General features: G+C 69.1%; 16 protein-coding genes. 11 read left to right on the top strand and 5 right to left on the bottom strand.

Going from position 1 to position 22,219, the window contains the following annotated elements; translation table 11 throughout:
* Positions 1-9: 9 nt before the first annotated feature.
* Positions 10-822, top strand: a complete 813-nt coding sequence (gene eutC, locus C7443_RS09655) for an ethanolamine ammonia-lyase subunit EutC (protein WP_110018403.1) — start codon at positions 10-12, stop codon at positions 820-822.
* A gap of 185 nt (positions 823-1,007) precedes the next feature.
* Positions 1,008-2,246, top strand: coding sequence for a pyridoxal-phosphate-dependent aminotransferase family protein (locus tag C7443_RS09650; protein ID WP_110018402.1), 1,239 nt, complete (start codon positions 1,008-1,010; stop codon positions 2,244-2,246).
* 16 nt (positions 2,247-2,262) lie between these two features.
* Here the strand turns inward: C7443_RS09650 and C7443_RS09645 are convergent, their stop codons facing one another.
* The gene (locus C7443_RS09645) at positions 2,263-3,390 is read right to left on the bottom strand and encodes a VIT1/CCC1 transporter family protein (protein ID WP_110018401.1); all 1,128 of its coding nucleotides are present in this window, start codon (positions 3,388-3,390) and stop codon (positions 2,263-2,265) included.
* A 15-nt stretch (positions 3,391-3,405) separates the two neighbouring features.
* Positions 3,406-4,383, bottom strand: coding sequence for a sensor domain-containing diguanylate cyclase (locus C7443_RS09640; protein WP_246004610.1), 978 nt, complete (start codon positions 4,381-4,383; stop codon positions 3,406-3,408).
* A 284-nt stretch (positions 4,384-4,667) separates the two neighbouring features.
* Here C7443_RS09640 and C7443_RS09635 point away from each other — a divergent pair, with 284 nt between their 5' ends.
* Positions 4,668-5,300 (top strand): hypothetical protein, encoded by a 633-nt coding sequence (locus C7443_RS09635; RefSeq protein WP_110018400.1) that lies wholly within the window; start codon positions 4,668-4,670, stop codon positions 5,298-5,300.
* Positions 5,301-5,366: 66 nt separating this feature from the next.
* Here C7443_RS09635 and lpdA read toward each other — a convergent pair whose 3' ends face one another.
* The 3 genes from lpdA to aceE all read right to left on the bottom strand — a co-directional run bounded on the left by lpdA (position 5,367) and on the right by aceE (position 11,714).
* Positions 5,367-7,130, bottom strand: coding sequence for a dihydrolipoyl dehydrogenase (gene lpdA, locus C7443_RS09630; protein ID WP_110018399.1), 1,764 nt, complete (start codon positions 7,128-7,130; stop codon positions 5,367-5,369).
* 173 nt (positions 7,131-7,303) lie between these two features.
* Positions 7,304-8,932 (bottom strand): dihydrolipoyllysine-residue acetyltransferase, encoded by a 1,629-nt coding sequence (gene aceF / locus C7443_RS09625; RefSeq protein WP_110018652.1) that lies wholly within the window; start codon positions 8,930-8,932, stop codon positions 7,304-7,306.
* Positions 8,933-9,050: 118 nt separating this feature from the next.
* Positions 9,051-11,714, bottom strand: coding sequence for a pyruvate dehydrogenase (acetyl-transferring), homodimeric type (gene aceE / locus C7443_RS09620; RefSeq protein ID WP_110018398.1), 2,664 nt, complete (start codon positions 11,712-11,714; stop codon positions 9,051-9,053).
* A gap of 387 nt (positions 11,715-12,101) precedes the next feature.
* On the opposite strand from aceE, the gene C7443_RS09615 reads away from it, so the two are divergent.
* The 8 genes from C7443_RS09615 to C7443_RS09580 all read left to right on the top strand — a co-directional run bounded on the left by C7443_RS09615 (position 12,102) and on the right by C7443_RS09580 (position 22,184).
* Positions 12,102-14,438: a methyl-accepting chemotaxis protein gene (locus C7443_RS09615; RefSeq protein ID WP_170123567.1), complete on the top strand. Its 2,337-nt coding sequence runs from the start codon at positions 12,102-12,104 to the stop codon at positions 14,436-14,438.
* Positions 14,439-14,484: 46 nt separating this feature from the next.
* On the top strand, positions 14,485-15,120 hold the full coding sequence (locus C7443_RS09610; RefSeq protein WP_110018396.1) for a paraquat-inducible protein A: 636 nt from the start codon (positions 14,485-14,487) through the stop codon (positions 15,118-15,120).
* Positions 15,117-15,761, top strand: a complete 645-nt coding sequence (locus C7443_RS09605; RefSeq protein ID WP_246004609.1) for a paraquat-inducible protein A — start codon at positions 15,117-15,119, stop codon at positions 15,759-15,761. Before C7443_RS09610 ends, C7443_RS09605 begins: the two co-directional genes overlap by 4 nt.
* Positions 15,748-17,406, top strand: coding sequence for a PqiB family protein (locus tag C7443_RS09600; RefSeq protein WP_170123566.1), 1,659 nt, complete (start codon positions 15,748-15,750; stop codon positions 17,404-17,406). Before C7443_RS09605 ends, C7443_RS09600 begins: the two co-directional genes overlap by 14 nt.
* Complete coding sequence (locus C7443_RS09595; RefSeq protein ID WP_110018393.1) at positions 17,403-17,996, top strand: PqiC family protein; 594 nt, start codon at positions 17,403-17,405, stop codon at positions 17,994-17,996. The genes C7443_RS09600 and C7443_RS09595 overlap by 4 nt, the downstream gene beginning before the upstream one ends.
* Before the next feature lie 65 nt (positions 17,997-18,061).
* Positions 18,062-18,997 carry an AEC family transporter gene (locus C7443_RS09590; protein WP_110018392.1) on the top strand — a complete coding sequence of 312 codons (936 nt, stop codon included), beginning with the start codon at positions 18,062-18,064 and terminating at the stop codon, positions 18,995-18,997.
* Positions 18,994-20,862: an ATP-binding protein gene (locus tag C7443_RS09585; protein ID WP_110018391.1), complete on the top strand. Its 1,869-nt coding sequence runs from the start codon at positions 18,994-18,996 to the stop codon at positions 20,860-20,862. Before C7443_RS09590 ends, C7443_RS09585 begins: the two co-directional genes overlap by 4 nt.
* Complete coding sequence (locus C7443_RS09580) at positions 20,859-22,184, top strand: sigma-54-dependent transcriptional regulator (RefSeq protein WP_110018390.1); 1,326 nt, start codon at positions 20,859-20,861, stop codon at positions 22,182-22,184. Before C7443_RS09585 ends, C7443_RS09580 begins: the two co-directional genes overlap by 4 nt.
* Positions 22,185-22,219 lie beyond the last annotated feature (35 nt).

The raw sequence follows: 22,219 nt of genomic DNA, 5'->3' as shown, positions 1-22,219 counted from the left end.
AGGCCGGCGATGAGCGAACACAAAGCCCCCCTGGTCGTCGACAACCCGTGGACCGCCCTGCGCCGCTACACCGATGCGCGCATCGCGCTCGGCCGCGCCGGCGTCAGCCTGCCGACCGCCGCGCAGCTGGCTTTTCAGCTCGACCACGCGCGCGCCCGCGACGCCGTGCATCTGCCACTCGACCGCGCCGCACTGCTGCCGCGGCTGCAGGGCTGCGGCCTCGACCTCATCGAACTGCACAGCGCCGCCGCCGACCGCCATGTCTATCTGCAGCGCCCGGACCTCGGCCGTCGGCTCGATGCGGCCTCGCGCGCGCGGCTCGACGCCCTCGCCGCACCGGGCTGCGAGCTGGCGTTCGTCATCGCCGACGGCCTATCGGCGCGTGCCGTCAACGAGCACGCCGCGGCGATGCTGGCAGCCATCCTGCCGCGGCTCGACGGCTGGCGGCTCGGCCCGCTGACGCTGGTCGAACAGGGCCGCGTGGCGATCGGCGATGAGATCGGCGCCGGCCTGCGGGCCGACATCGTCGTCGTGCTGATCGGCGAGCGCCCGGGGCTGAGCTCGCCGGACAGCCTTGGCCTGTACCTGACGCATGCGCCGCGCCCGGGGCGCAGCGATGCCGAGCGCAACTGCATCAGCAACGTGCGCCCGGCCGGGCAGAGCTTCGCCGCCGCCGCGCACCGCCTGCACCATCTGCTGGCAGAAAGCCGCCGCCGCGGCCTATCCGGCGTCGCGCTGAAAGACGACACCGAGCTGACGACGCTGGCCTCCGACTGCCAGGGCAGCTTCCTGCTCGGCGTGCAGGGGAGCGATGCCGGCTGAGCGGAGCGCGGCTTGCATCAACGTGGTGCACAGAGGTTTACACACAACATTTTGTGAATTTGATACACACTTGTTGTGTGTTTGCGGATATGCTCTGCGCCCTTCGCGCTCGCCAGCCGACCTCCCCCCGATGCGCCGGCCGCGACACGGAGACAGACCATCGTCTCCACCCCCTCGAGGAAATCATGACCGTCGAAGCCCTGAACCCGGCCGGCATCGTCCCGCTCGATCACATCCTTCCCGATGAACCCCTGCTGATGATGGGCGCCGGCCCGGTGCCGATCCCGCATCGCGTCGCCGAAGCCAACTCCATCGTCATCAATCACCTGGGCGAGACGATGAGCCGGGTGATCGAGCAGGTGAAGGCGATGGCCCGCTACGTGTTCCAGACCACCTCGGGCCATGTCATGGGCGTGGCCGGACCGGGCTCGGCGGCGATGGAAATGGCCGTCTGCAATCTGGTCGCGCCGGGCACGCCGGTGCTGTCGGTGGTCAACGGCTATTTCAGCCGCCGCCTGGCGGAGATGTCGACGCGCGTCGGCGGCCAGGTCACGCGCTATGAGATCAGCGAACTGCGCTGCGCCACGCCCGAGGAGCTCGGCGAGCTGTTCGCCAAGGGCCGCTTCGAGGTCATGACCATCGTCCAGGGCGAGACCTCGAACACCGTCTGCAACAAGCGCCTGCAGGAAATCGCCCGCATCGCCCGCGCCCACGGCTGCCTGATCGTCGTCGACGCCGTGTGCACGCTGAGCACCATGCCGCTGCAGATGGACGACTGGGGCATCGACGCCGTCATCACCGGTGGGCAGAAGGGTCTGTCGTCGATTCCCGGCGTCTCGCTGCTGGCCTTTTCCGACCGTGCCTGGGATCGCATCAGCGCGCGCACCGACCTGCTCTCGCACTGGTGCCTGGACGCCAAACTCGCCGACAACTTCTGGAACCAGAAGTCCTACCACTACACCGCCCCGGTGTCGGGCATCCTCGCGCTGCACGAGGCGCTGCACCTGGTCTGCGAGGAAACCCTGACGCAGCGCTTCCTGCGTCACCGCCACTGCTCCGAGGCGCTGCAGGCGGCGATCGAGGCGATGGGCCTGCAACTGTTCGTCGCGCCGGAATCGCGGCTGAACTCGGTGATCGGCATCAGCGTGCCGCAGACGGTGTCGGCCGACACCGTGCGCCAGCACATGTCGCACGTGCATCACGTCGAGATCTCCGGCGCCTTCGGCCACAACATCCTGCGCATCGGCCAGATGGGCGAGCAGAGCCGCGAGTACAACCTGTTCCGTACGCTGCACGCCTTCGGTTCGAGCATGCGCAGCTGTGGCGCCGAGCTCGACCTGCCGGCCGGCATGGCCGAACTGGAGCACTGCCTGTCGGAAACCGCGCAGCTGCGCGTGCCGAACAAGCGCGCCCGCGTCGCCTGAACCGGCCGCGCCCGGCTCAGCCGCCGAGCGCGACGCCGAACAGCCAGCCGGCGCCCCAGGTGACGCCGGCGGCGGCCAGACCGATCGACAGCTGACGCAGCCCCGACCACCAGGCGCTGCGGCCGGTGAACAGGGTGATCGCCGCGCCGATCAGGAACAGCCCGCCGGCGCCGGCGCCGGCACTGGCAAGCACCGCCTGCTCGCCAGTGAGCCAGACGAACGGCGCCACCGGCAGCAGCGCACCGACGATGAAAATCAGAAACGAGGTCGCCGCCGCCGCCCACGGCGAACCGGCCATCGCCTCGGGATCGACACCGAGTTCCTCGCGCGCCAGCGTGGCCAGCGCGGTCTGCGGATCGGCCATCACCCGCTCGGCGATGTTGTGGGCTTCTTCTTCAGTGAAGCCCTTGCTGCGGTAGATCAGTTCGAGTTCCGCGCGCTCCTCGGCCGGCACCTGCTGCAGCTCCTCGGCCTCGGCGGCGATCTGCCGCTGATACAGCTCGCGCGCGCTCTGCACCGAGATCCACTCGCCCATCGCCATCGAACAGGCACCGGCGAGCATGCCGGCGACGCCGGTGAGCAGGATGGTGTGCGAATCGGCACTGGCGCCGGCCACCCCCATCACCAGACTCAGCGTCGACACCAACCCGTCATTGGCACCGAGCACCGCGGCGCGCAGCGCGTTGCCGCCACCGGCGCCGTGGCGGCCTTCGAGGCGCGCATAGGTGGTGCCGCTCCAGCCCGGCCGCGGCCGCCGCGCCAGCTGGCCGAGCAGGCGCACATGCGAGCGCTCCTGCGCCGGCATCGCCGTCTGCGCGCTTTCCGGCTGATGGTCATAGCTGTCCTGGTCCATCGCCTCCAGCGAACGCGCCACCGGCAACACGAAATCGGCACCGAAACGCCGCGCCAGCCCGATCAGCACCCGGGTGCGCCAGCCCGGTCGCACCGCGAGCGGGGCGCCGAGCGTCTGCAGCCGGCGCTGCCAGAACGCGGCATGGGCGTCCTCGACGGCAGCGAGCTTGTGGTAGAGCTCGGCCTGCGTGGGGTCTTCGGCGCTCTGCGCCATCGCCCGGTACAGCGCGGCACTGTCGACTTCACCCTGCAGATTGGCGCGATAGCGCGCCACGTCCGCGGCCTGTTTCATGACTGAGGCTCCCGTTCAGACCTCGCCGATACGCACCCGGTCGCGGCCGGCCTGCTTGGCCTCGTCGAGGGCGGCATCCGCCGCCTGCAGCATCAGAGTGGCCTCGATGCCCGGCATCGGCACGCATACCGCCAGCCCGATGCTGACGGTGACACCGATGATCTCATCGTCGTCGACGAAGCGCAGGCTGCGCACGGCATCGCACACCCGCTGCGCCACTGCCTGCGCCTGCGTGCGAGTGAAATCGGGCAGCAGCAGCACGAAGGCCTCGCTGCCGTAGCGCACCGCCAGGTCACCGGCGCGGCGCGCGAAGCGGTTGATGGTCGCCGCCACCCGCTTCAGGCATTCGTCGCCGGCGGCATGACCGTAGCGATCGTTGAAGCGCTTGAAGTGGTCGATGTCGATCAGCAGCAGCGCCAGCGAGGTTTCATCCCGCTCGCCGCTGCGCCACTCCAGTTCGAGCGCGGCATCGAAAGCGTGGCGGTTGCCGAGGCCGGTGAGCAGGTCGCGGCTGGCGAGCTGCTGCAGCTGATCTTCGGCACGCTTGCGGTCGCTCATGTCGCGCAGAGTTTCGACCACGGCGATCAGCCGCCCGCCGGCATCGAAGATCGGCCCGGCATCGACCGCCAGATACAGGCTCTGGCCGCGGCGCGGCATGTGACACCAGGTCTCGGCGCGCAGGCCCCGCCCCGGCTCGCGCGGCGCCTCGGGCCGCACATACAGCTGCTCGATGCGGCCTTTGGCGCCCTCGGCGACCAGATCGGCCAGGCAGGGGCGCGGACTCTCGTAGAACGCCCGCCAGTGTTCGCGGGTGCCGATCACCTCGCTGGCCGGCACGCCGGTCAGGTGTTCACAGGCCCGGTTCCAGATCAGTACGCGCAGCTCGGCATCGAGGACGAAGGTGGGTACGACAAGGTGCTCCATCAGCGTGATGGCGAAGGCGGTGCCTCCATCCTCGGGGCTGACAGCGGCGGGCGGCGTTGCGTCGGTCATCGGCGAACTCCGGCTCGGGGGGGAAGCGTTTCAACGGACTGTAACGCAGAGATCCACCGAGGGCGCGCGCAAGGCACATCGCGCAAGCCACGACCGCCGCTGGTTCACGACGCGGCACGAACCGCCGGTGCGCAAGCCTGCGCAGCCGCCGCCAGCGCCTTGACTGCGCGTTGCGCTGTTCTAATTACCGGGCCGGGCGCCCGGCCGATCAGCCGACCCACGGGCGCTCTGCGCCGTCGCCGCGGACTCAAGATCAGCGCTCATGCGGCGCCCCCTCGCCATCCATGCACCGCGTCACCCATCTTGAGAACTATCTGAACTCCGGCAAGTGCTTCCACACCACCGTGCAGGACAACATCAGCGCCACCGGCAAATTCGGCAGCGGCAAGCTGCGCGGCGTGTGCTTCCGCGTCTCCTATGAATGGCTGGTGGCCACCTGGAAGGGACGCGCCTTCGACCTCGGCACGCTCGACGGGGAGACCGTCTACCGCAAGCAGCTCACCTACCTCGATGAAGCCGACACGCTGCGCGGGCTCGGCTATGACGCCTGGTTTCGCAACGCCAACAGCCTGTCGCAGACCACGCTGCAGCTGTGGGGGCAGCCGCACGGCCACGCCTGCGCACCGCCGCTGAGCAGCGCCAATCTGGCGACGCTCAACGTGTTCGCCGCCGACGGCCAGGGCAACCCGCCGGACATGGCGGCGATCATCGGCTTCTTCGGCGATCAGCAGCAGTTGTGGGGACATGCCACCGCCTACTGCTGCCGCAACGACGTGCCGCAGTGCTTCGACATCAACGACGGCATCTACGTCTTCTCGGCGCAGGACGAGCGCCCGGCGGAAATGCAGCGCTGGATCCGCGCGCAGTACTGCACGACCGACAAGATCCGCGACTTCGTCGTTTACCCGATCTACTGAAAACCGCCCGCGCACGGACAAAAAAACGGCCGCCCGCGGGCGGCCGTCGTGTGCAGCGCCGGGCGCTTACTTCTTTTTCTGCGGCGGCAGATCGGTGCAGACGCCTTCGAAGACTTCCGCGGCCATGCCGACCGACTCGCCGAGCGTCGGGTGCGGGTGGATGGTTTTGCCAATGTCGACGGCGTCGGCACCCATCTCGACGGCGAGGCAGACCTCGCTGATCAGATCACCGGCGCCGGTGCCGACGATGCCGCCGCCGATGATGCGATGCGTGTCGGCGTCGAACAGCAGCTTGGTGAAGCCCTCGTCACGGCCGTTGGCGATGGCGCGCCCCGAAGCGGCCCAGGGGAACAGCGCCTTGCTGTACTTGAGCCCTTCGGCCTTGCACTGGTCCTCGGTCTTGCCGGCCCAGGCGACTTCCGGGTCGGTGTAGGCGACCGACGGGATCTGGCGGGCATCGAAGTAGGCCTTGTGACCGGCGGCGGCCTCGGCGGCGACGTGCGCCTCGTGCACCGCTTTGTGCGCCAGCATCGGCTGGCCGACGATGTCGCCGATCGCGTAGATGTGCGCGACGTTGGTGCGCATCTGCTTGTCGACTGCGATGAAGCCGCGATCGCTGACGGCGACGCCGGCCTTGTCGGCGGCGATCTTCTTGCCGTTCGGGCTGCGGCCGACCGCCACCAGCACCAGATCGTAGCCCTGCGCCTCGGCCGGAGCCTTCTCGCCTTCGAACTTGACGTAGATGGCGTCGGCCCTGGCCTCGGCCGACACCGTCTTGGTCTTGAGCATGATGTTGTCGAAGCGGTGGGCGTTCTTCTTTTCCCAGACCTTGACCAGATCGCGGTCGGCGCCGGCCATGACGCCGTCGAGCATCTCGACGACGTCGATGCGCGTGCCGAGCGTCGAGTACACCGTCGCCATTTCCAGGCCGATGATGCCGCCGCCGATGACCAGCATGCGCTTGGGCACCGCGGTGAGCGCCAGCGCGCCGGTGGAGTCGACCACCCGCGGATCGTCCGGCATGAACGGCAGATGCACGGCCTGGCTGCCGGCGGCGATGATGCACTTCTCGAAGCGCACGATCTTCTTCTCGCCGGTCTTGCCCTGGGCTTCGCCGCTGGTCAGCTCGACTTCGACGTGGTGGGCATCGAGGAAGGTGCCGTAGCCGCGCACCACCTCGACCTTGCGCGCCTTGGCCATGCCGGCCAGGCCGCCGGTGAGCTTCTTGATGACGCCTTCCTTGAAGCCGCGCAGGCGGTCGATGTCGATCTTCGGTGCATCGAAGGTGATGCCGTGGTGCGCCAGCGCGGCGGCCTCGTCGATGATCGCCGCGGTGTGCAGCAGCGCCTTCGACGGGATGCAGCCGACGTTGAGGCAGACGCCGCCGAGCGTGGCGTAGCGCTCGATGAGCACCGTCTTCATGCCCAGATCGGCACTGCGGAACGCCGCCGAGTAGCCACCGGGGCCGGCGCCGAGCACCAGCATCTCGCATTCGATGTCGGCACCGCCGGCGAACTTGGCCGCCTGCGGGGCGGCGGCCGGCGCCGCGGCTGGAGCCGCCGGTGCAGCTGCCGCAGCCGGTGCGGCCGGCGCCGCGGCGGCCGCTTCGAGCACGGCGACCAGCGTGCCTTCGGAGACTTTGTCACCGACCTTGAGTTTGAGCTCCTTGATCACGCCGGCATGCGTCGACGGGATTTCCATGCTCGCCTTGTCCGATTCCAGCACCGCCAGCGCCTGGTCGACGGCGACGCTGTCGCCGGGCTTGACCAGCACTTCGATGACATCGACGTCTTTGAAATCGCCGATATCGGGAACCTTCACCTCGATCATCTTGTTCTCCTCGTGATCCTGCCCCTGCGGGCCGCCCCCTGGCCGGGGATGTCGAATTCATTGCCTGCATCCGCTGCGCGGCAGCCACCGTGCTGACATCCGCCCCCGCCGGCTGACGTGCCGTCGGGGGCGGGCAGCTTAGACGCCGCCGCTGCGGGCAGGCGAGTGCGGGCTCAGAGCAGCACGCGGCGCATGTCGGCGAGCATCTCGGCGATGTAGACGTTGAAGCGCGTCGCCGCGGCACCGTCGATGACGCGGTGATCGGCGCTCAGCGACAGCGGCAGGATCAGGCGCGGGGCGAACTGCTTGCCGTCCCACACCGGCTTGGTCACCGACTTGTTGACGCCGAGGATGGCGACTTCCGGCGCATTGACGATCGGCGAGAAGTAGGTACCGCCGATGCCGCCGAGGCTGGAGATGGTGAAGCAGGCGCCCTGCATGTCGGCCGGGCCGAGCTTGCCGTCGCGCGCCTTCTTCGCCAGCGCCCCGGACTCCACCGCCAGCTCGAAGATGCTCTTCTTGTCGGCGTCGCGGATCACCGGCACCACTAGGCCGTTCGGCGTGTCGGCGGCGAAGGCGATGTGGCAGTACTGCTTGAGCACCAGGTTGTCGCCGTCGAGCGAGCTGTTGAACTCGGGGTACTTCTTCAGCGCGGCGGCGCAGGCCTTGATCAGGAAGGCCAGCATGGTCAGCTTCGGCCCGCCCTTCTTCTCGCTTTCCTTGTTGACCTGGACGCGGAAGGCTTCCAGATCGGTGATGTCGGCGTCCTCGTGATAGGTCACCGCCGGGATCATCACCCAGTTGCGCGCCAGGTTGGCCGCCGAGATCTTGCGGATGCGCGCCAGCGGCTTGCTCTCGATCGGGCCGAACTTGGCGAAGTCGACCTTCGGCCACGGCAGCAGATTGAGCTCGCCGCCGCCGGTGATGCCGCCAGCCGCCGGAGCAGCCCCCGGCTGCGCCACCGCGCCGCTCATCACGCTCTTGACGAAGGCGGTGACGTCCTCGCGGGTGATGCGGCCCTTCGGCCCGGAGCCGCGCACGCGACCGAGGTCGACCCCCAGCTCGCGGGCATAGGCCCGCACCGACGGGCTGGCGTGGACGCGGGCGAACGCCACTTCGTCGATCTTCGCCGGCGCGGCGGCCGGCGCCGGAGCAGCGACCGGAGCCGGTGCCGGCGCGGCCGCGACCGGCGCAGGTGCCGGCGCCGCCTGCGGGGCCGGGGCGGCAGCCGGCGCAGCGCCGGCGCTTTCGACGATGACGATCACCGAGCCTTCGCTGACCTTGTCGCCGACGGCGACGCGCACGTCCTTGACCACACCGGCGGCGGTCGACGGCACGTCCATGCTCGCCTTGTCGGATTCGAGCACGCACAGGGTCTGGTCGAGCTTGATGCTGTCGCCGACCTTGACGCTGAGTTCGATCACCGGCACGTCCTTGAAGTCGCCGATGTCCGGTACCTTGACCTCGACCAGGCTGGCAGCGGCAGGCGCCGCGGCCACCGGCGCGGCCGGCGCTACCGCCGCGGCGGGCGCCGCCGGCGCCGGCGTGGCGGCGGCCGCAGCAGCGCCTTCCAGCAGCAGCACGACGCTGCCTTCGGAAGCCTTGTCGCCGACCTTGAGGCGGACTTCCTTGACCACGCCGGCGTGCGAGGACGGCACTTCCATGCTCGCCTTGTCCGACTCCAGCACCGCCAGCGACTGGTCGACGGCGATGACATCACCGGGCTTGACCAGCACCTCGATGACGTCGACATCCTTGAAGTCGCCGATGTCCGGCACTTTCACTTCGATGAGATTGCTCATGCACTTGCCCTTGGGGCTGCGGGCGGCGCGCGGCACACGCCTGGCGTGGCGCGCGGCTCCACCCGTGGTTGCCTGTTCGGCGTGAGCAGCCGCTCACGCCCCTCGCTCGTGTCGTGGCTCAGACCAGTCGCGGATTCGGCTTCTCGGCGTCGAGACCGTACTTGGCGATCGCGGCGGCGACCTTGTCGTAGGCGACCGTGCCCTCGTCGGCCAGCGCCTTCAGCGCGGCAACCGTCACCCAGTAGCGGTCGACCTCGAAGAAGTGACGCAGCTTGGCGCGGGTGTCGGAGCGGCCGAAGCCGTCGGTGCCGAGCGTGACGTAGCGGCGCGGCACGTGGGCGCGGATCTGCTCGGCGAACAGGCGCACGTAGTCGCTGGCGGCGATCACCGGACCGCTGGTCTCGGCGAGGCAGGTTTCGACGTGCGAACGCTGCGGCGTCGCCATCGGGTGCAGCAGGTTCCAGCGGGCGACGTCGTTGCCCTCGCGCGCCAGCTCGGTGAAGCTCGGGCACGACCACAGGTCGGCCTCGACGCCCCAGTCCTCGCGCAGCAGGTCGGCGGCGGCGATCACCTCGCGGAAGATCGTACCCGAGCCGAGCAACTGCACGCGCGGGGCCTTGCTCTCGGCGCCGCGGCGGAAGGCATACATGCCCTTGATGATGTCGGCCTCGGCACCTTCGGGCATCGCCGGGTGCTCGTAGTTCTCGTTCATCACCGTCAGGTAGTAGTAGACGTCCTGATGCTCGACATACATGCGGCGCAGGCCGTCATGGATGATCACCGCCAGCTCGTAGGAGAAGGTCGGATCGTAGCTGATGCAGTTGGGCACGGCGCCCGACCACAGATGGCTGTGACCGTCCTCGTGCTGCAGGCCCTCGCCGTTGAGCGTGGTGCGACCGGCGGTGCCGCCGACCAGGAAGCCGCGCGAACGCATGTCGCCCGCCGCCCAGCACAGGTCACCGACGCGCTGGAAGCCGAACATCGAATAGAACACGTAGAACGGGATCGTCGGCACGTTGTGCACGGCGTAGGCGGTGGCGGCAGCGATCCAGTCGGCCATCGCGCCGGCTTCGTTGATGCCTTCCTGCAGGATCTGTCCTTCCTTGGACTCCTTGTAGAACATCAGCTGGTCGGCATCCTGCGGCGTGTAGTTCTGGCCGACCTGCGACCAGATGCCGATCTGGCGGAACATGCCTTCCATGCCGAAGGTGCGCGACTCGTCGGGGACGATCGGCACGATGTACTTGCCGATGTTCTTGTCCTTGACCAGCGTGTTGAGGATGCGCACGAAGGCCATCGTGGTGCTGATCTCGCGGCCCTCGCCAGTGCCCTTGAGCATCGACTCGAACGCCGACAGCAGCGGGATGTCGAGTTCCACCGCGCTGTTGCGCCGCCGCCCCGGACGGTAGCCGCCGAGCGCCATGCGCCGCGAGCGCATGTATTCGAGTTCCGGCGAGCCTTCGGGGAAGGTCAGGTATTCGAGCTTGTGCACCTGCTCGTCGCTCAGCGGCAGCTTGAAGCGGTCGCGGAAGCGCAGCAGCGACTCGTCCGACATCTTCTTCTGCTGGTGGGTGATGTTCTGCGCCTCACCCGAGTCACCCATGCCGTAACCCTTGATGGTCTTGGCGAGGATCAGCGTCGGCTGGCCCTTGTGCTCGGCGGCCGCCTTGAACGCGGCATAGACCTTGTGCGAATCGTGACCGCCGCGGTTGAGCGCCCAGATGTCGTCATCGGACCAGTCGGCGACCAGCTCCTTCAGTTCCGGCGTGTTGAAGAAGTGCTCGCGCACGTAGGCGCCGTTCTTCGCCTTGAAGGTCTGATATTCGCCGTCGACGACCTCCATCATGCGCCGCATCATGATGCCCTTCTTGTCGCGCGCGAACAGCGCGTCCCAATGGGTGCCCCAGATCAGCTTGATGACGTTCCAGCCCGAGCCGCGGAATTCGGCTTCGAGCTCCTGGATGATCTTGCCGTTGCCGCGCACCGGGCCGTCGAGGCGCTGCAGATTGCAGTTGATGACGAAGATCAGGTTGTCGAGCTTCTCGCGCCCGGCCATGCCGATGGCGCCGAGCGACTCCGGCTCGTCGGTCTCGCCGTCGCCGAGGAAGGCCCAGACCTTGCGGTTGCTCTGCACGCCGAAACCGCGGTCTTCGAGGTAGCGCATGTAGCGCGCCTGGTAGATCGCCATCAGCGGGCCGAGGCCCATCGACACCGTCGGGAACTGCCAGAACTCCGGCATCAGCCAGGGATGCGGATAGGAACTCAGGCCCTTGCCGTCGACCTCCTGGCGGAAGTTGTCCATCTGCTCTTCGGTGAGACGGCCGAGCAGGAAGGCGCGGGCATAGATACCTGGCGCGGAATGGCCCTGGATGAACAGCAGGTCGCCGCCGTGACCTTCATGCGGCGCATGCCAGAAGTGGTTGTAGCCGACCTCGTAGAGCGTCGCCGCCGAGGCGAAGCTGGCGATGTGGCCACCGACGTTGGTGTGCTTGTTGGCACGCAGCACCATCGCCATCGAATTCCAGCGCACATAGCTGCGAATCTTGTGCTCCATCTCCTGGTCGCCCGGCAGATGGGCCTGGGCGTCGACCGGAATGGTGTTGACGTACGGAGTCTCGTTGCTGAACGGCTGCAGATCACCGGCCAGACGCGCGGCGCCAGTCAGATTGTCGATCAGGAAATGGGCGCGATCGGCACCCTCATGCTCGATCACGCCTGCAAGCGCGTCGAGCCACTCCCGCGTTTCCTGCGGGTCGATATCGTTGTAGTTATCGGCAGTCATGGCTTACCTCTGATTACGAGGTTCATGGGCGACAGCCGTCCTCCTCCTCCCGAAAAACCGTCTCCCGGGTCTTGGACGGCATCCTTTTTGGTTGGAAAGCCCCAGATGGTGTGCTGAGTCATCAGGGCCCGCGGGCTTCGCGGTGCGCGTATCGTAAAACTTCAGTCCGATCGATTACCACGATGTGAAGTGCCGCCATTTCACAGAGTTTTCGCCATGCGAAATCCGGTGAATCGAAGATCCCGAACCGGACCGCCACAAAACTTTAGATTCACCGCGCGCGATTCGCCGGATGATTGCAGGCCAATCGATCGGCAAGCCGATCGTCGGCGGACTAGATTTCAGCTCGTCCGCTCCCATGCATTCAGAACATTCGCGGGGTCACTCATGAATCTTCATCGCCTGCGCATCGGCACCCGACTCGCGCTGGGCTTCGGGGCCATTCTCGTCATGGTCGCGGCCAGCCTCACCGGCTCCGCCCTCAAGGCCATCGACGACATGCAGGAACACCAGCGCGCCGAGCGCCTGAACAGCTCGATCGGTCTGTTCATCGCCGCACTGCATCGCGAGCAGCGCGCCGGCACCGCGCTGGCACAACTGGTCGCCACACAGCCCACCGTGATCGAAGCCGTCGCCAATGGCGATCGCGACAAACTCGCCCGCGAGTTCGCCGCGGCTTATGACTTTCTGGCCAAGGACTACAACGTCGAGCAGTTCCAGTTCCACACACCGCCGGCGATCTCCTTCCTGCGCGTGCACAAGCCGGAGAAATTCGGCGACGACCTGTCGAGCTTTCGCCAGACCGTCGTCGATGCGATCAGCAAGGACACACTGATCAGCGGGCTCGAAGGCGGCGTCGCCGGCATCGGCATCCGCTCAGTGGTACCGATCCACCGCGACGGCAAACTGATCGGCAGCGTCGAGTTCGGCATGTCGCTGACGCAGCCCTTCCTCAACGAACTCGCCGCCTGGTACGCGCTGCGCGCACGGCTGTTCATCCTCGACGCCAAGGGCAACATCCAGCGCGCCGCCGACACCGCCCCGGCCGAGTGGCCCGACATGGACAGCGAGCAGCTGCGCGGCGCCCTCAACGGCACGCCGCAGATGGGCTCGCTGACGCAGGGCGACACGCGCCTGGCAACGCTGGTGATGCCGATCAACGACTACCGCGGCAAGCCGATCGGCGCGCTCGAAGTGTTCAACGACCAGACCGCCTTCGAGCAGGCCGCCGCCAGCGTGCGCAATCTGGCCATCGGCCTGAGCCTCGGCCTGCTGCTGCTCGGCTGTGCGCTGGCCTGGTGGCTGGCGCGCGGCATCGCCCGGCCGCTGTCGACGATGGCGGTTTCGGCGCAGGCGATCGCCTGCGGCGACGTCTCGCGCAGCATCGACTACCGCGGCCGCGACGAGGTCGGCCAGCTCGCCGACGCCTTCCGCGCCATGCTCGATTACCTGCGCGAACTGACCGGCGCGGTCGACGCCCTCGGCCGCGGCGACACCGCCCATCATCACCAGCCGCGCAGCGAGGCCGACCAGCTCGGCGCCAGCGTGGCACGCACGCAGACCACCGTCGCCGAGCTGCTGGCCGAGACCCAGAGCCTGACGCGCGCCGCCGAGGCCGGCGAGCTGGAGCGGCGCGGTCACGTGCAGCACTTCAACGGCGACTATGCCAGCCTGGTATCGAGCATCAACGAGCTGCTCGACAGTCTGGCTGCGCAGCGGGTGCGTCAGGCCGAGGCCGATCAGCAGCGTCACGCCGCCACCGCCGCCACCGCCCAGGCGCTGGCCGAACAGGTCGAACAGCTGCTGCGCACCGTCGATGCCGCGGCCACCGGTGACCTGACACAACCGGTGACGGTGACCGGCAGCGATGCCATCGGCCGCGTCGGCGGCGGGCTGGCGCGCCTGCTCGGCGATCTGCGCAACCATCTGGCCGAAATCGGCGACTCTGCCGGCGAGCTCGGATCGGCCTCGCACCAGCTCGATGCCCTCGCCCGCCGCCTGCGCAGCGAGGCCGACGAGCATTCAGGGCAGTCGTCGTCGGTGGCCGCCGATGCCACCGACGTCGGTGCGCGGCTGGAGGCGATCGCCGCCGCCACCGAGGAGATGAGCGTCAGCGCACGCGAAATCTCCCACAACACCGAAATGGCGCGCGACATCAGTGCCGAGGCCGAGCGCGCCGTCGACGACGCCACCAGCCGCATGCAGCAGCTGGCTGAATCCGGCGCGCAGATCGGCGACGTGGTGCGACTGATCACCAGCATCGCCGAGCAGACCAATCTGCTGGCGCTCAATGCCACCATCGAGGCCGCCCGCGCCGGTGAGGCCGGCAAGGGCTTCGCCGTGGTCGCCAGCGAGGTCAAGGATCTGGCGCGCGCCACCGCCGAGGCCACCGGCCGCATCCATGCCCGCATCGAGGCGATCCAGCACGACACCTCGGCGGCGCAGGAAGCGATCGGCCGCACCCGCGAGATCATGACGCGCGTCGCGCAGTTCCAGGTGTCGGTGGCGCAGGCGGTCGAGCAGCAGTCGGCCGCGGCCAATGAAATGGCCAGCAACGTCACCGAGGCCGCCGAGCGCGGACGCCACATCGCGACGACCATCCGCGCCCTGGCCGACGGCGCCGTGCACTCCGCCGAGGCCAGCAGCGAGGTGCTGGACTCCGCCGGACAAGTCGCCGACACTGCCACCACGCTGAGCCGCCTGGTCGGCCAGTTCCGCACCTGAAACGCCCGCCGCACCCCTCGTGCCGTGGGCAGGACTGCCCCGGCCCATGGCACGAGACTCCGTCCACCCCGCTTCCAGCCTCGATCACCTCGTCGCCTGCCACGACTGCGACGCGCTGCATCACGTGCGTCCGCTCGGCCGTCACGAAAAAGCCTTGTGCGCGCGCTGCGGCGCGCTGCTCTACACCGGCGCCGCCGGCAGCGAACGTGCGCTGGCGCTGAGCCTGGCCAGCCTGATCTGCCTGCTGCTGGCCAATGCCTTCCCGCTGCTCGACATGCGCCTGCAGGGCCAGGAGCAGATCTCGACGATCTTTGCCGGCTCGCGCGAACTCTGGCGCCTCGGCTACCAGCCGCTGGCGCTGCTGGTGCTGGCGATGAGCATCGTGCTGCCGCTGGTGCGCCTCGGCGCGCAGCTGTGGCTGCTGGCGCCGCTGCACTTCGGGCGGCGCGCGCGCGGCGCGGCGCTGGCGTTTCGCATCACCGAGGCACTGGCGCCGTGGGCGATGACCGAAGTCTATCTGCTCGGCGTGATGGTGGCCTTCGTCAAGCTTGCTGATCTGGCGAGCATCGCGCCGGGGCCGGCGCTGTATGCCTTCGTCGCCCACATCGCCTGCGGCACCGCGGCGGCGGCGGCACTCGATGCGCACATGCTGTGGCAGCGCCTGGAGGCCGCCCGGCCATGAACGCACGAGCCCCCGAAACAGCGGTGATGACAGCCCGCCGGGCCGGCCTCGCCGCCTGCCGCGCCTGCCATCATCTGGCGCCGCAGCCGGCGGCCGGAACGCCCGCGCGCTGCCCGCGCTGTGGTGCGGCACTGCATTCGCGCATGCCCGACAGCCTGGCGCAGACCTGGGCGCTGCTGCTTTCCGCCTGGCTCCTGATCATCCCCGCCAACGCCCTGCCGGTGATGAGCGTGATCATGTTCGGCCGCGGCCAGCCGGACACCATCCTCTCCGGCGTGGTCGAGCTGCTGCACGCCGGGCAGTGGCCGCTGGCGGCGCTGGTGTTCTTCGCCAGCATCCTGATCCCGGGCGCCAAGCTGCTGGCGCTGACCTGGCTGCTGATCGCCGTGCAGCGGCGTTCGATCCGTAACCTGCGTGCGCGTACGCTGATGTATCGCATCGTCGAAGCGGTCGGCCGCTGGTCGATGATCGACGTGTTCATGGTCTCGATTCTGGCGGCGCTGGTGAGGCTGCAGGCGCTGGCAACGATCGAGCCCGGCCCCGGCGCGGTCTGTTTCGCCGCCGTCGTGGTCCTGACCATGTTTGCCGCGCTGCGCTTCGACCCCCGCCTGCTCTGGGATGCCCTCGATGGCGACGACTGACGACCTGCCCCCCGTGCCCGCCGACCCCGTGGTGCGCCGCCGCCGCGGTCCGGCGCTGATCTGGACCATTCCGCTGGTCGCCGCGCTGATCGGCGCCTGGCTGGTCTGGCAGCAGCTGGCGGCGCGCGGCCCGCAGATCACCATCACCTTCGTCGACGGCAGCGGCCTCGAAGCCGGCAAGACCAAGATCCGCTACCGCTCGATCGACGTCGGCACCGTCGACAGCGTCAACCTCTCCGCCGACCTGCACCAGGTCGAGGTCAGCGCCACACTCAAACCGGCGATGAAGTCGCACCTCGGCGCCGATTCGCGCTTCTGGGTGGTGCGTCCGCGCATCAGTGTCGGCGGCGTCTCCGGGCTGGATACGCTGCTCAGCGGTTCCTACATCGAGATCGAGCCGGGCGACGGCCACGAATCACACACCCACTTCACCGGCCTGGAGCAGGCGCCGCCGGTGCGGGCGACGACGCCGGGGCGCTCGCTGCATCTGGCGGCGGTGACGCTCGGCAGCGTCAGCGTCGGCACCCGCGTGCTGTTCCGCGGCATCGAGGCCGGCGAGGTGATCGCCGTCGGCCCGAGCAAGGACTTCGGCGCGGTCGACATCGAAATCTTCGTGCGCGCGCCGTTCGACCGGCTGGTGCGCGCCGACAGCCGCTTCTGGCGCGAATCGGCCATCGATTTCTCACTGGGGGCGCAGGGTGTCAACCTGCGCCTAGGCTCGCTGTCGGAGCTGATCGTCGGCGGCATCGCCTTCAGCGCGCCGGACGATCCGGCGCCCCCGCCGGCCGACAAGACCTTCTGGCTCTACGACAGCTACGCCCGCAGCACCGACCGCGACACCGGCGAGCCGACCACGGTGGTCGCTTACTTCGATGATTCGGTGCGCGGCCTGAGCGTCGGCGCGCCGGTCGAATACCGCGGCATCCGTGTCGGCCAGGTGCGCGACATCCGCCTCGAACTCGACCCGCAGACGCTGCGCATCCGCGTGCCGGTGGTGCTCGACATCACCCCGGCGCAGGCCGCCGGTGGCCCGGTGCGCTACAGCGAAGCCGAACGTGTGGCGGCGCTGGCCAAACTGGTCGAGCGCGGGCTGCGCGTGCGCCTGCGCTCGGGCAGCCTGCTGACCGGCGCGCTGTTCGTCGACATGGACTTCGTCGCCGACGCGCCGCCGGCGCGGCTGGAACCGGCCGAGCCCTACCCGGTGATGCCGACGGTACCGGCACTGACCACCGAGCTCGAACAGACGCTGACCGAACTCGCCGCCAAGCTGCGCCGCCTGCCGCTCGACCACATCGTCGAGCAGCTCGACGGCGCGGCCAGCGGCGCCAATCGCCTGCTCAACGCTGGCGAGCTGCGCGACAGTCTGAAGTCGCTGTCGACACTGCTGCGCGATGCCAAGGGTCTGCCGACGCAGCTCGACCGCCAGATCGGCCAGATCGGCCCGCAGCTGACGCGCACGCTGAGCGCCGGCGAGCGCGCGCTGCAGCAGCTCGATCCGCAGGCGCCGCTGGCCAGCGACCTGGCGGCCACACTCGACGAGGTCGCCGCCGCCGCACGCTCGCTGCGCGATCTGGCCGATTACCTCAGCCGCAGCCCGGAAGCCCTGCTGCGCGGCAAGCTGCCACAGGAGACGCCCCGCCGATGAACCGCCGCGAGTTCCTCCAGCGCAGTCTGCTCCTCGCCGCCGGCAGCGCACTCGGTGCCTGCGCCAGCAGCCAGCCGACGCATTTCTATCTGCTGCCGACGCTCGGTGAAGACACGGCAGCCCTCGGCGCGCTCGACGGCACGCTCGGCCTGGCGCCGCTGCAGCTGCCGGATTATCTGAACCGGCCGCAGATCCTTGAGCGCAGTGCCGATGGCGCCCTGCGGCTCGACGACTTCGAACTGTGGGGCGAGCCGCTGAAGGCCGGCATTGCCCGCGCGCTGCGCGAAAACCTCGCCCGCCTGCTGCCGCAGCTGCAGGTGGTGATGGCGCCGTGGCGGCGCGCGGCGGCACCGTCGCGCGTGTTGTGGCTGCAGGTGCTGCGCTGTGAGAGCGAAGGGACGACCGCGCTGTTCGCGCTGCGCTGGCAGCTGCAGGACGCCGACGGCCACGAGCTGCTGGCCCCGCGTCACGGGGAATACCGCGAGACGCTGGAGGCTGCGGACACGGCGGCGGTGGTCGGTGCGCTGGGCCGCGCGCTGGCGCGCTTCAGCCGTGATCTGGCCACGCAGCTGACCCGCTCCACGCCCTGAATCGCGCCGCGACAGGCGGCCACGGAATTTCGCATTGTGCAAGACGGTAGGGTACGCTCTGCACCATGTTCGCTACGCTTGCCCCCTTCCAGCCCATTCTCGATGCGCTCGGCCCGGTTTTCGCGCTGATCGTGCTTGGCTTTGCGCTGCGTCGCGTCGATTTCCCCGGCGCGGCGTTCTGGACGCCGGCCGAGCGCCTGGCCTACTACCTGCTGCTGCCGGCGCTGCTGGTGCGCGAGCTGGCCAGCGCCGATCTGAGCAGCTTCGCCGTCGCCCATGTGGCGCTGGTGCTGGTGACGACCATCGTGCTGATGACACTGCTGGCGCTGCGCCTGCGCCGCTGGCTCGGCAGCGACGGTCCGGCTTTCGGTTCGAGCTATCAGGGCGTCATCCGCCTCAACACCTACGTCGGCCTGGCCGCCTGCGCGCCGCTGTACGGCCGGCCGGGGCTGGCACTGGCTGCGCTGGCGCTGGCGGTGATGGTGCCGCTGGTCAACGTGCTGTGCGTCAGCATCATCAGTCACGCTCACGGCCTCGCCCGGCCGACGCACCTGTTCGCGGCGGTGCTGCGTAATCCGCTGATCATCGCCTGCCTGCTCGGCATCGCGCTGAACCGCTCCGACATCGGCCTGCCGCCGGGCACACGCGGTCCGCTCGACATCCTCGCCCGTGCCGCGCTGCCGCTCGGTCTGCTGACGATGGGGGCCGGGCTGCAGATCGCGGCGGTGCGCGGACGCAGCGGCGCGATCGCCCTCGGCTGCGTACTGAAACTGCTGGTAGCGCCCCTGCTCGGCTGGACGCTGGCCGCGCTGAGCGGCTTGCCGCCGCTGGAAACCGCCGTGGTCGTGCTGTTCGCCGCACTGCCGGGCGCGCCCTCCTCCTACATTCTGGCGCGGCAGATGGGCGGCGATGCGCCGCTGGCCGCGGCTGTCGTCACCGTGCAGACCTTGCTGTCGATGCTGACGCTGCCGCTGCTCGCTGCGCTCAGTCACGCGCCGTGAAGCGTCGCCGCGCCCTCGAACGCCTCAGCCTCGCCTGCCTGCTGGCGGCACTGATGGCGGCGGCGATGTGGCAGGCGGCGCAGTTCGCACGGCGCACGGCGATCGCCGAGATGCGCGATCAGGCCGGCCGCGCGCTGGAGCGCTCGGTGGCCAATCTGCAGGGCCTGCTCGACACCTATCACATCCTGCCGCGACTGCTGGCGCAGGAACCGCTGGTGCGTCAGCTGCTGGCCGCGGTGCCGACGCCAGCGCAGCGCAGCGCAGTCAATGCCTTTCTCGCTGACTTCAATCAGGCGGCCGGCGCCTCCGAGACGTACGTGCTCGATACCGCCGGCGAGACCCTCGCCGCCAGCAACGCCGAGGCCGACGTCTCCTTCGTCGGCCGCAATTTCGGTTTTCGCCCGTACTTCCAGCTGGCGATGGCAGGCCGGGCCGGGCTGTATTTCGCGCACGGCATCACCTCCAATCGTGCCGGCTTTTATTTCTCCTTCCCGGTGCGCGAGCACGAGCGCGTGCTCGGCGTCGCCGTGGTCAAGATCGGCCAGGAGCGCCTGGAAGCCGCCTGGTCGCAGAGCACCTCACCGATCGTCGTCACCGATGCCGCCGGCGTGGTGTTCATCACCAACCGCAGCGACTTCCGCTACCACACGCTGCGCCCGCTCGATGCCGGCGCGCGCCAGGCGCTGCAGCGCAGCCGCCAGTACGGCGATGCGCCGCTGCGGCCGCTGCCGGTGGTCGCCGAACGGGTCGAGGACGGCGCCCACACGCTGACGCTGCAGGAGGTCGACGGCGCCGACGGCCCCGGCAAGCCGGTGCGCTATCTGCTGGAAACCAGCCAGGTGCCGAGCACCGAGTGGATCGTGCACACGCTGCTGCCGATGGACCCGGTGGCGGCGCGGGTCGGCGTCGCCGTGCTGCTGTCGGGCTCGGTGGCGGCGATCGCGCTGATGCTCGGCCTGCTGCTGCGCCAGCGCCGCCAGCGCCTGCGCGAGCGCCTCGCCTATCAGGCGCGCGTCGCCCAGGCGCTGCGCAAGGCGCGCGATCAGCTCGAAGCGCGCGTCAGCGAGCGCACCCGCGACCTGACCGCCGCCAATGCGCGACTGTCGCGCGAGATCCGCAGCCGCGAGACCGCCGAGCACGCTCTGGTCAAGGCGCAGGACGATCTGATCCAGGCCAGCAAACTGGCCGCGCTCGGCCAGCTCGCCGCCGGCATGGTCCACGAGCTCAACCAGCCGCTGGCGGCGATCCGTGCCTACGCGGCCAATGCCGTGACGTTTCTCGAACGCGAACGCCCGGCGCAGGCGCGCGACAACCTCGGCCTGATCGGCGAGCTGACCGAGCGCATGGCGACCCTGACCGCGGAGCTGAAGACCTTCGCCCGCCGCACCTCCGACGAAACCGCCGAGATCGACCCGCGCGTCGCCGTCAGCCGCGCGCTGGCGCTGCTCGAACCGCGCCTGCACAAGGACGGCATCGAACTCGCGCTCGATCTGCCGGAACAGGCGCTGACGGTACGCGCCAACCTGATCCGCCTGGAGCAGGTGCTGGTCAATTTGATCAAGAACGCCGCCGACGCCCTGCACGGACACCCGGCCCCGCGCATCGAACTCGGCCTCAGCCGCGCCGCGGCCCGGGTGCGCCTGAGCGTGCGGGACAACGGCCCGGGCATCGAGCCGGAAGCCGCCTCGCAGCTGTTCGATCCCTTCTACACCACCAAACCGGTCGGCGAAGGACTCGGCCTCGGCCTGTCCATCAGCTACGGCATCGTCCATAACCTGGGAGGCAGCCTGCACGCCGACAACCATGCCGACGGCGGTGCGCTGTTCATCGTCGAACTGCCCCTCGTCCATGCGGAGTCCCCATGAACCCCGGCACCGTCCTGCTGATCGACGACGAGCCGCATGTGCGCCTCGCCACCGCCCAGTCACTCGAACTCGAAGGCATCGACACCGTCGCGCTGGACGGCGCCGCCGCCGCGCTGACACGGCTGGATGCCGATTTCCCCGGCATCGTCGTTTCCGACGTGCGCATGCCGGGCATGGACGGTCTGGCGCTGCTGCGCGCCGTCAGCGGGCTCGACCCGGAACTGCCGGTGGTGCTCGTCACCGGCCACGGCGACATCGCGATGGCGGTGCAGGCGATTCGCGACGGCGCCTACGACTTCATCGAAAAGCCCTTCCACACTGAGCGCCTGCTCGACATCGTCCGCCGCGCGCTCGACAAACGCCGGCTGACGCTGGAAAACCGCCAGCTGCGCCGCGAACTGGCAGCGACCCGCGATGGCGACGTGCTGCTGCTCGGCCGCAGCCCCGGCATCCAGCGCCTGCGCGCAGCGATCGACAACCTCGCCGACACCGGCGCCGATGTGCTGATCGAGGGTGAAACCGGCTCCGGCAAGGAAGTCGTCGCCCGCCTGCTGCACCAGCGCAGCCAGCGGCGTGAGCACGCGTTCGTCGCACTCAACTGCGGCGCGATCCCGGAGACGATCTTCGAGTCCGAGCTGTTCGGCCACGAGGCCGGCGCCTTCACCGGGGCGGCCGGCAAGCGCATCGGCAAGCTCGAATATGCGCAGGGCGGCACGGTGTTCTTCGACGAGATCGAAAGCATGCCGCTGGCGCTGCAGGTCAAGGTGCTGCGGGCGCTGCAGGAGCGCGCGATCGAGCGCCTCGGCTCCAACCGCCCGATCCAGCTCGACATCCGCGTCGTGGCGGCGACCAAGGTCGATCTGCGCCAGGCCGCGCAGCAGGGACGCTTTCGCGAGGATCTGTACTACCGCCTCAACGTCATCAAGCTGGAGATTCCGCCGCTGCGCGAACGCCGTGAGGACATCCCGCTGCTGTTCCAGCATTTCGTGCAGAAAGCCAGCGAGCGCTATCGCCGCCCGCCGGCGGAGCTCGACAGTGAACAGCTCAGCGCACTGATGGCCGCACAGTGGCCGGGTAACGTCCGCGAGCTGGCCAACGCCGCCGAACGCTGCGTGCTCGGCCAGACAGGTCAGGTGCCAGTGACGGGCGCCAGCTCACTGCCGGAGCAGGTTGCGGCGTTCGAACGCACCGTCATCACCCAGGCGCTGGCCCGCCACGACGGCAACGTGGTGGCGACCGCCGATGCACTCGGCGTACCGCGCAAGACGCTCTACGACAAGCTGAAGAAGTACGGTCTGCGTCGCGACGAGGGCACACCATGAGCCGGCATGATTACCGCAGCGTGAAGGCTTTTTCC

Origin of the sequence: Plasticicumulans acidivorans, assembly GCF_003182095.1 — a bacterium.
Classification (GTDB): Bacteria; Pseudomonadota; Gammaproteobacteria; order Competibacterales; family Competibacteraceae; genus Plasticicumulans; species Plasticicumulans acidivorans.
The sequence above is the reverse complement of the archived record's forward strand: the minus strand, read 5'-3'. Positions and strand labels throughout refer to the sequence as shown.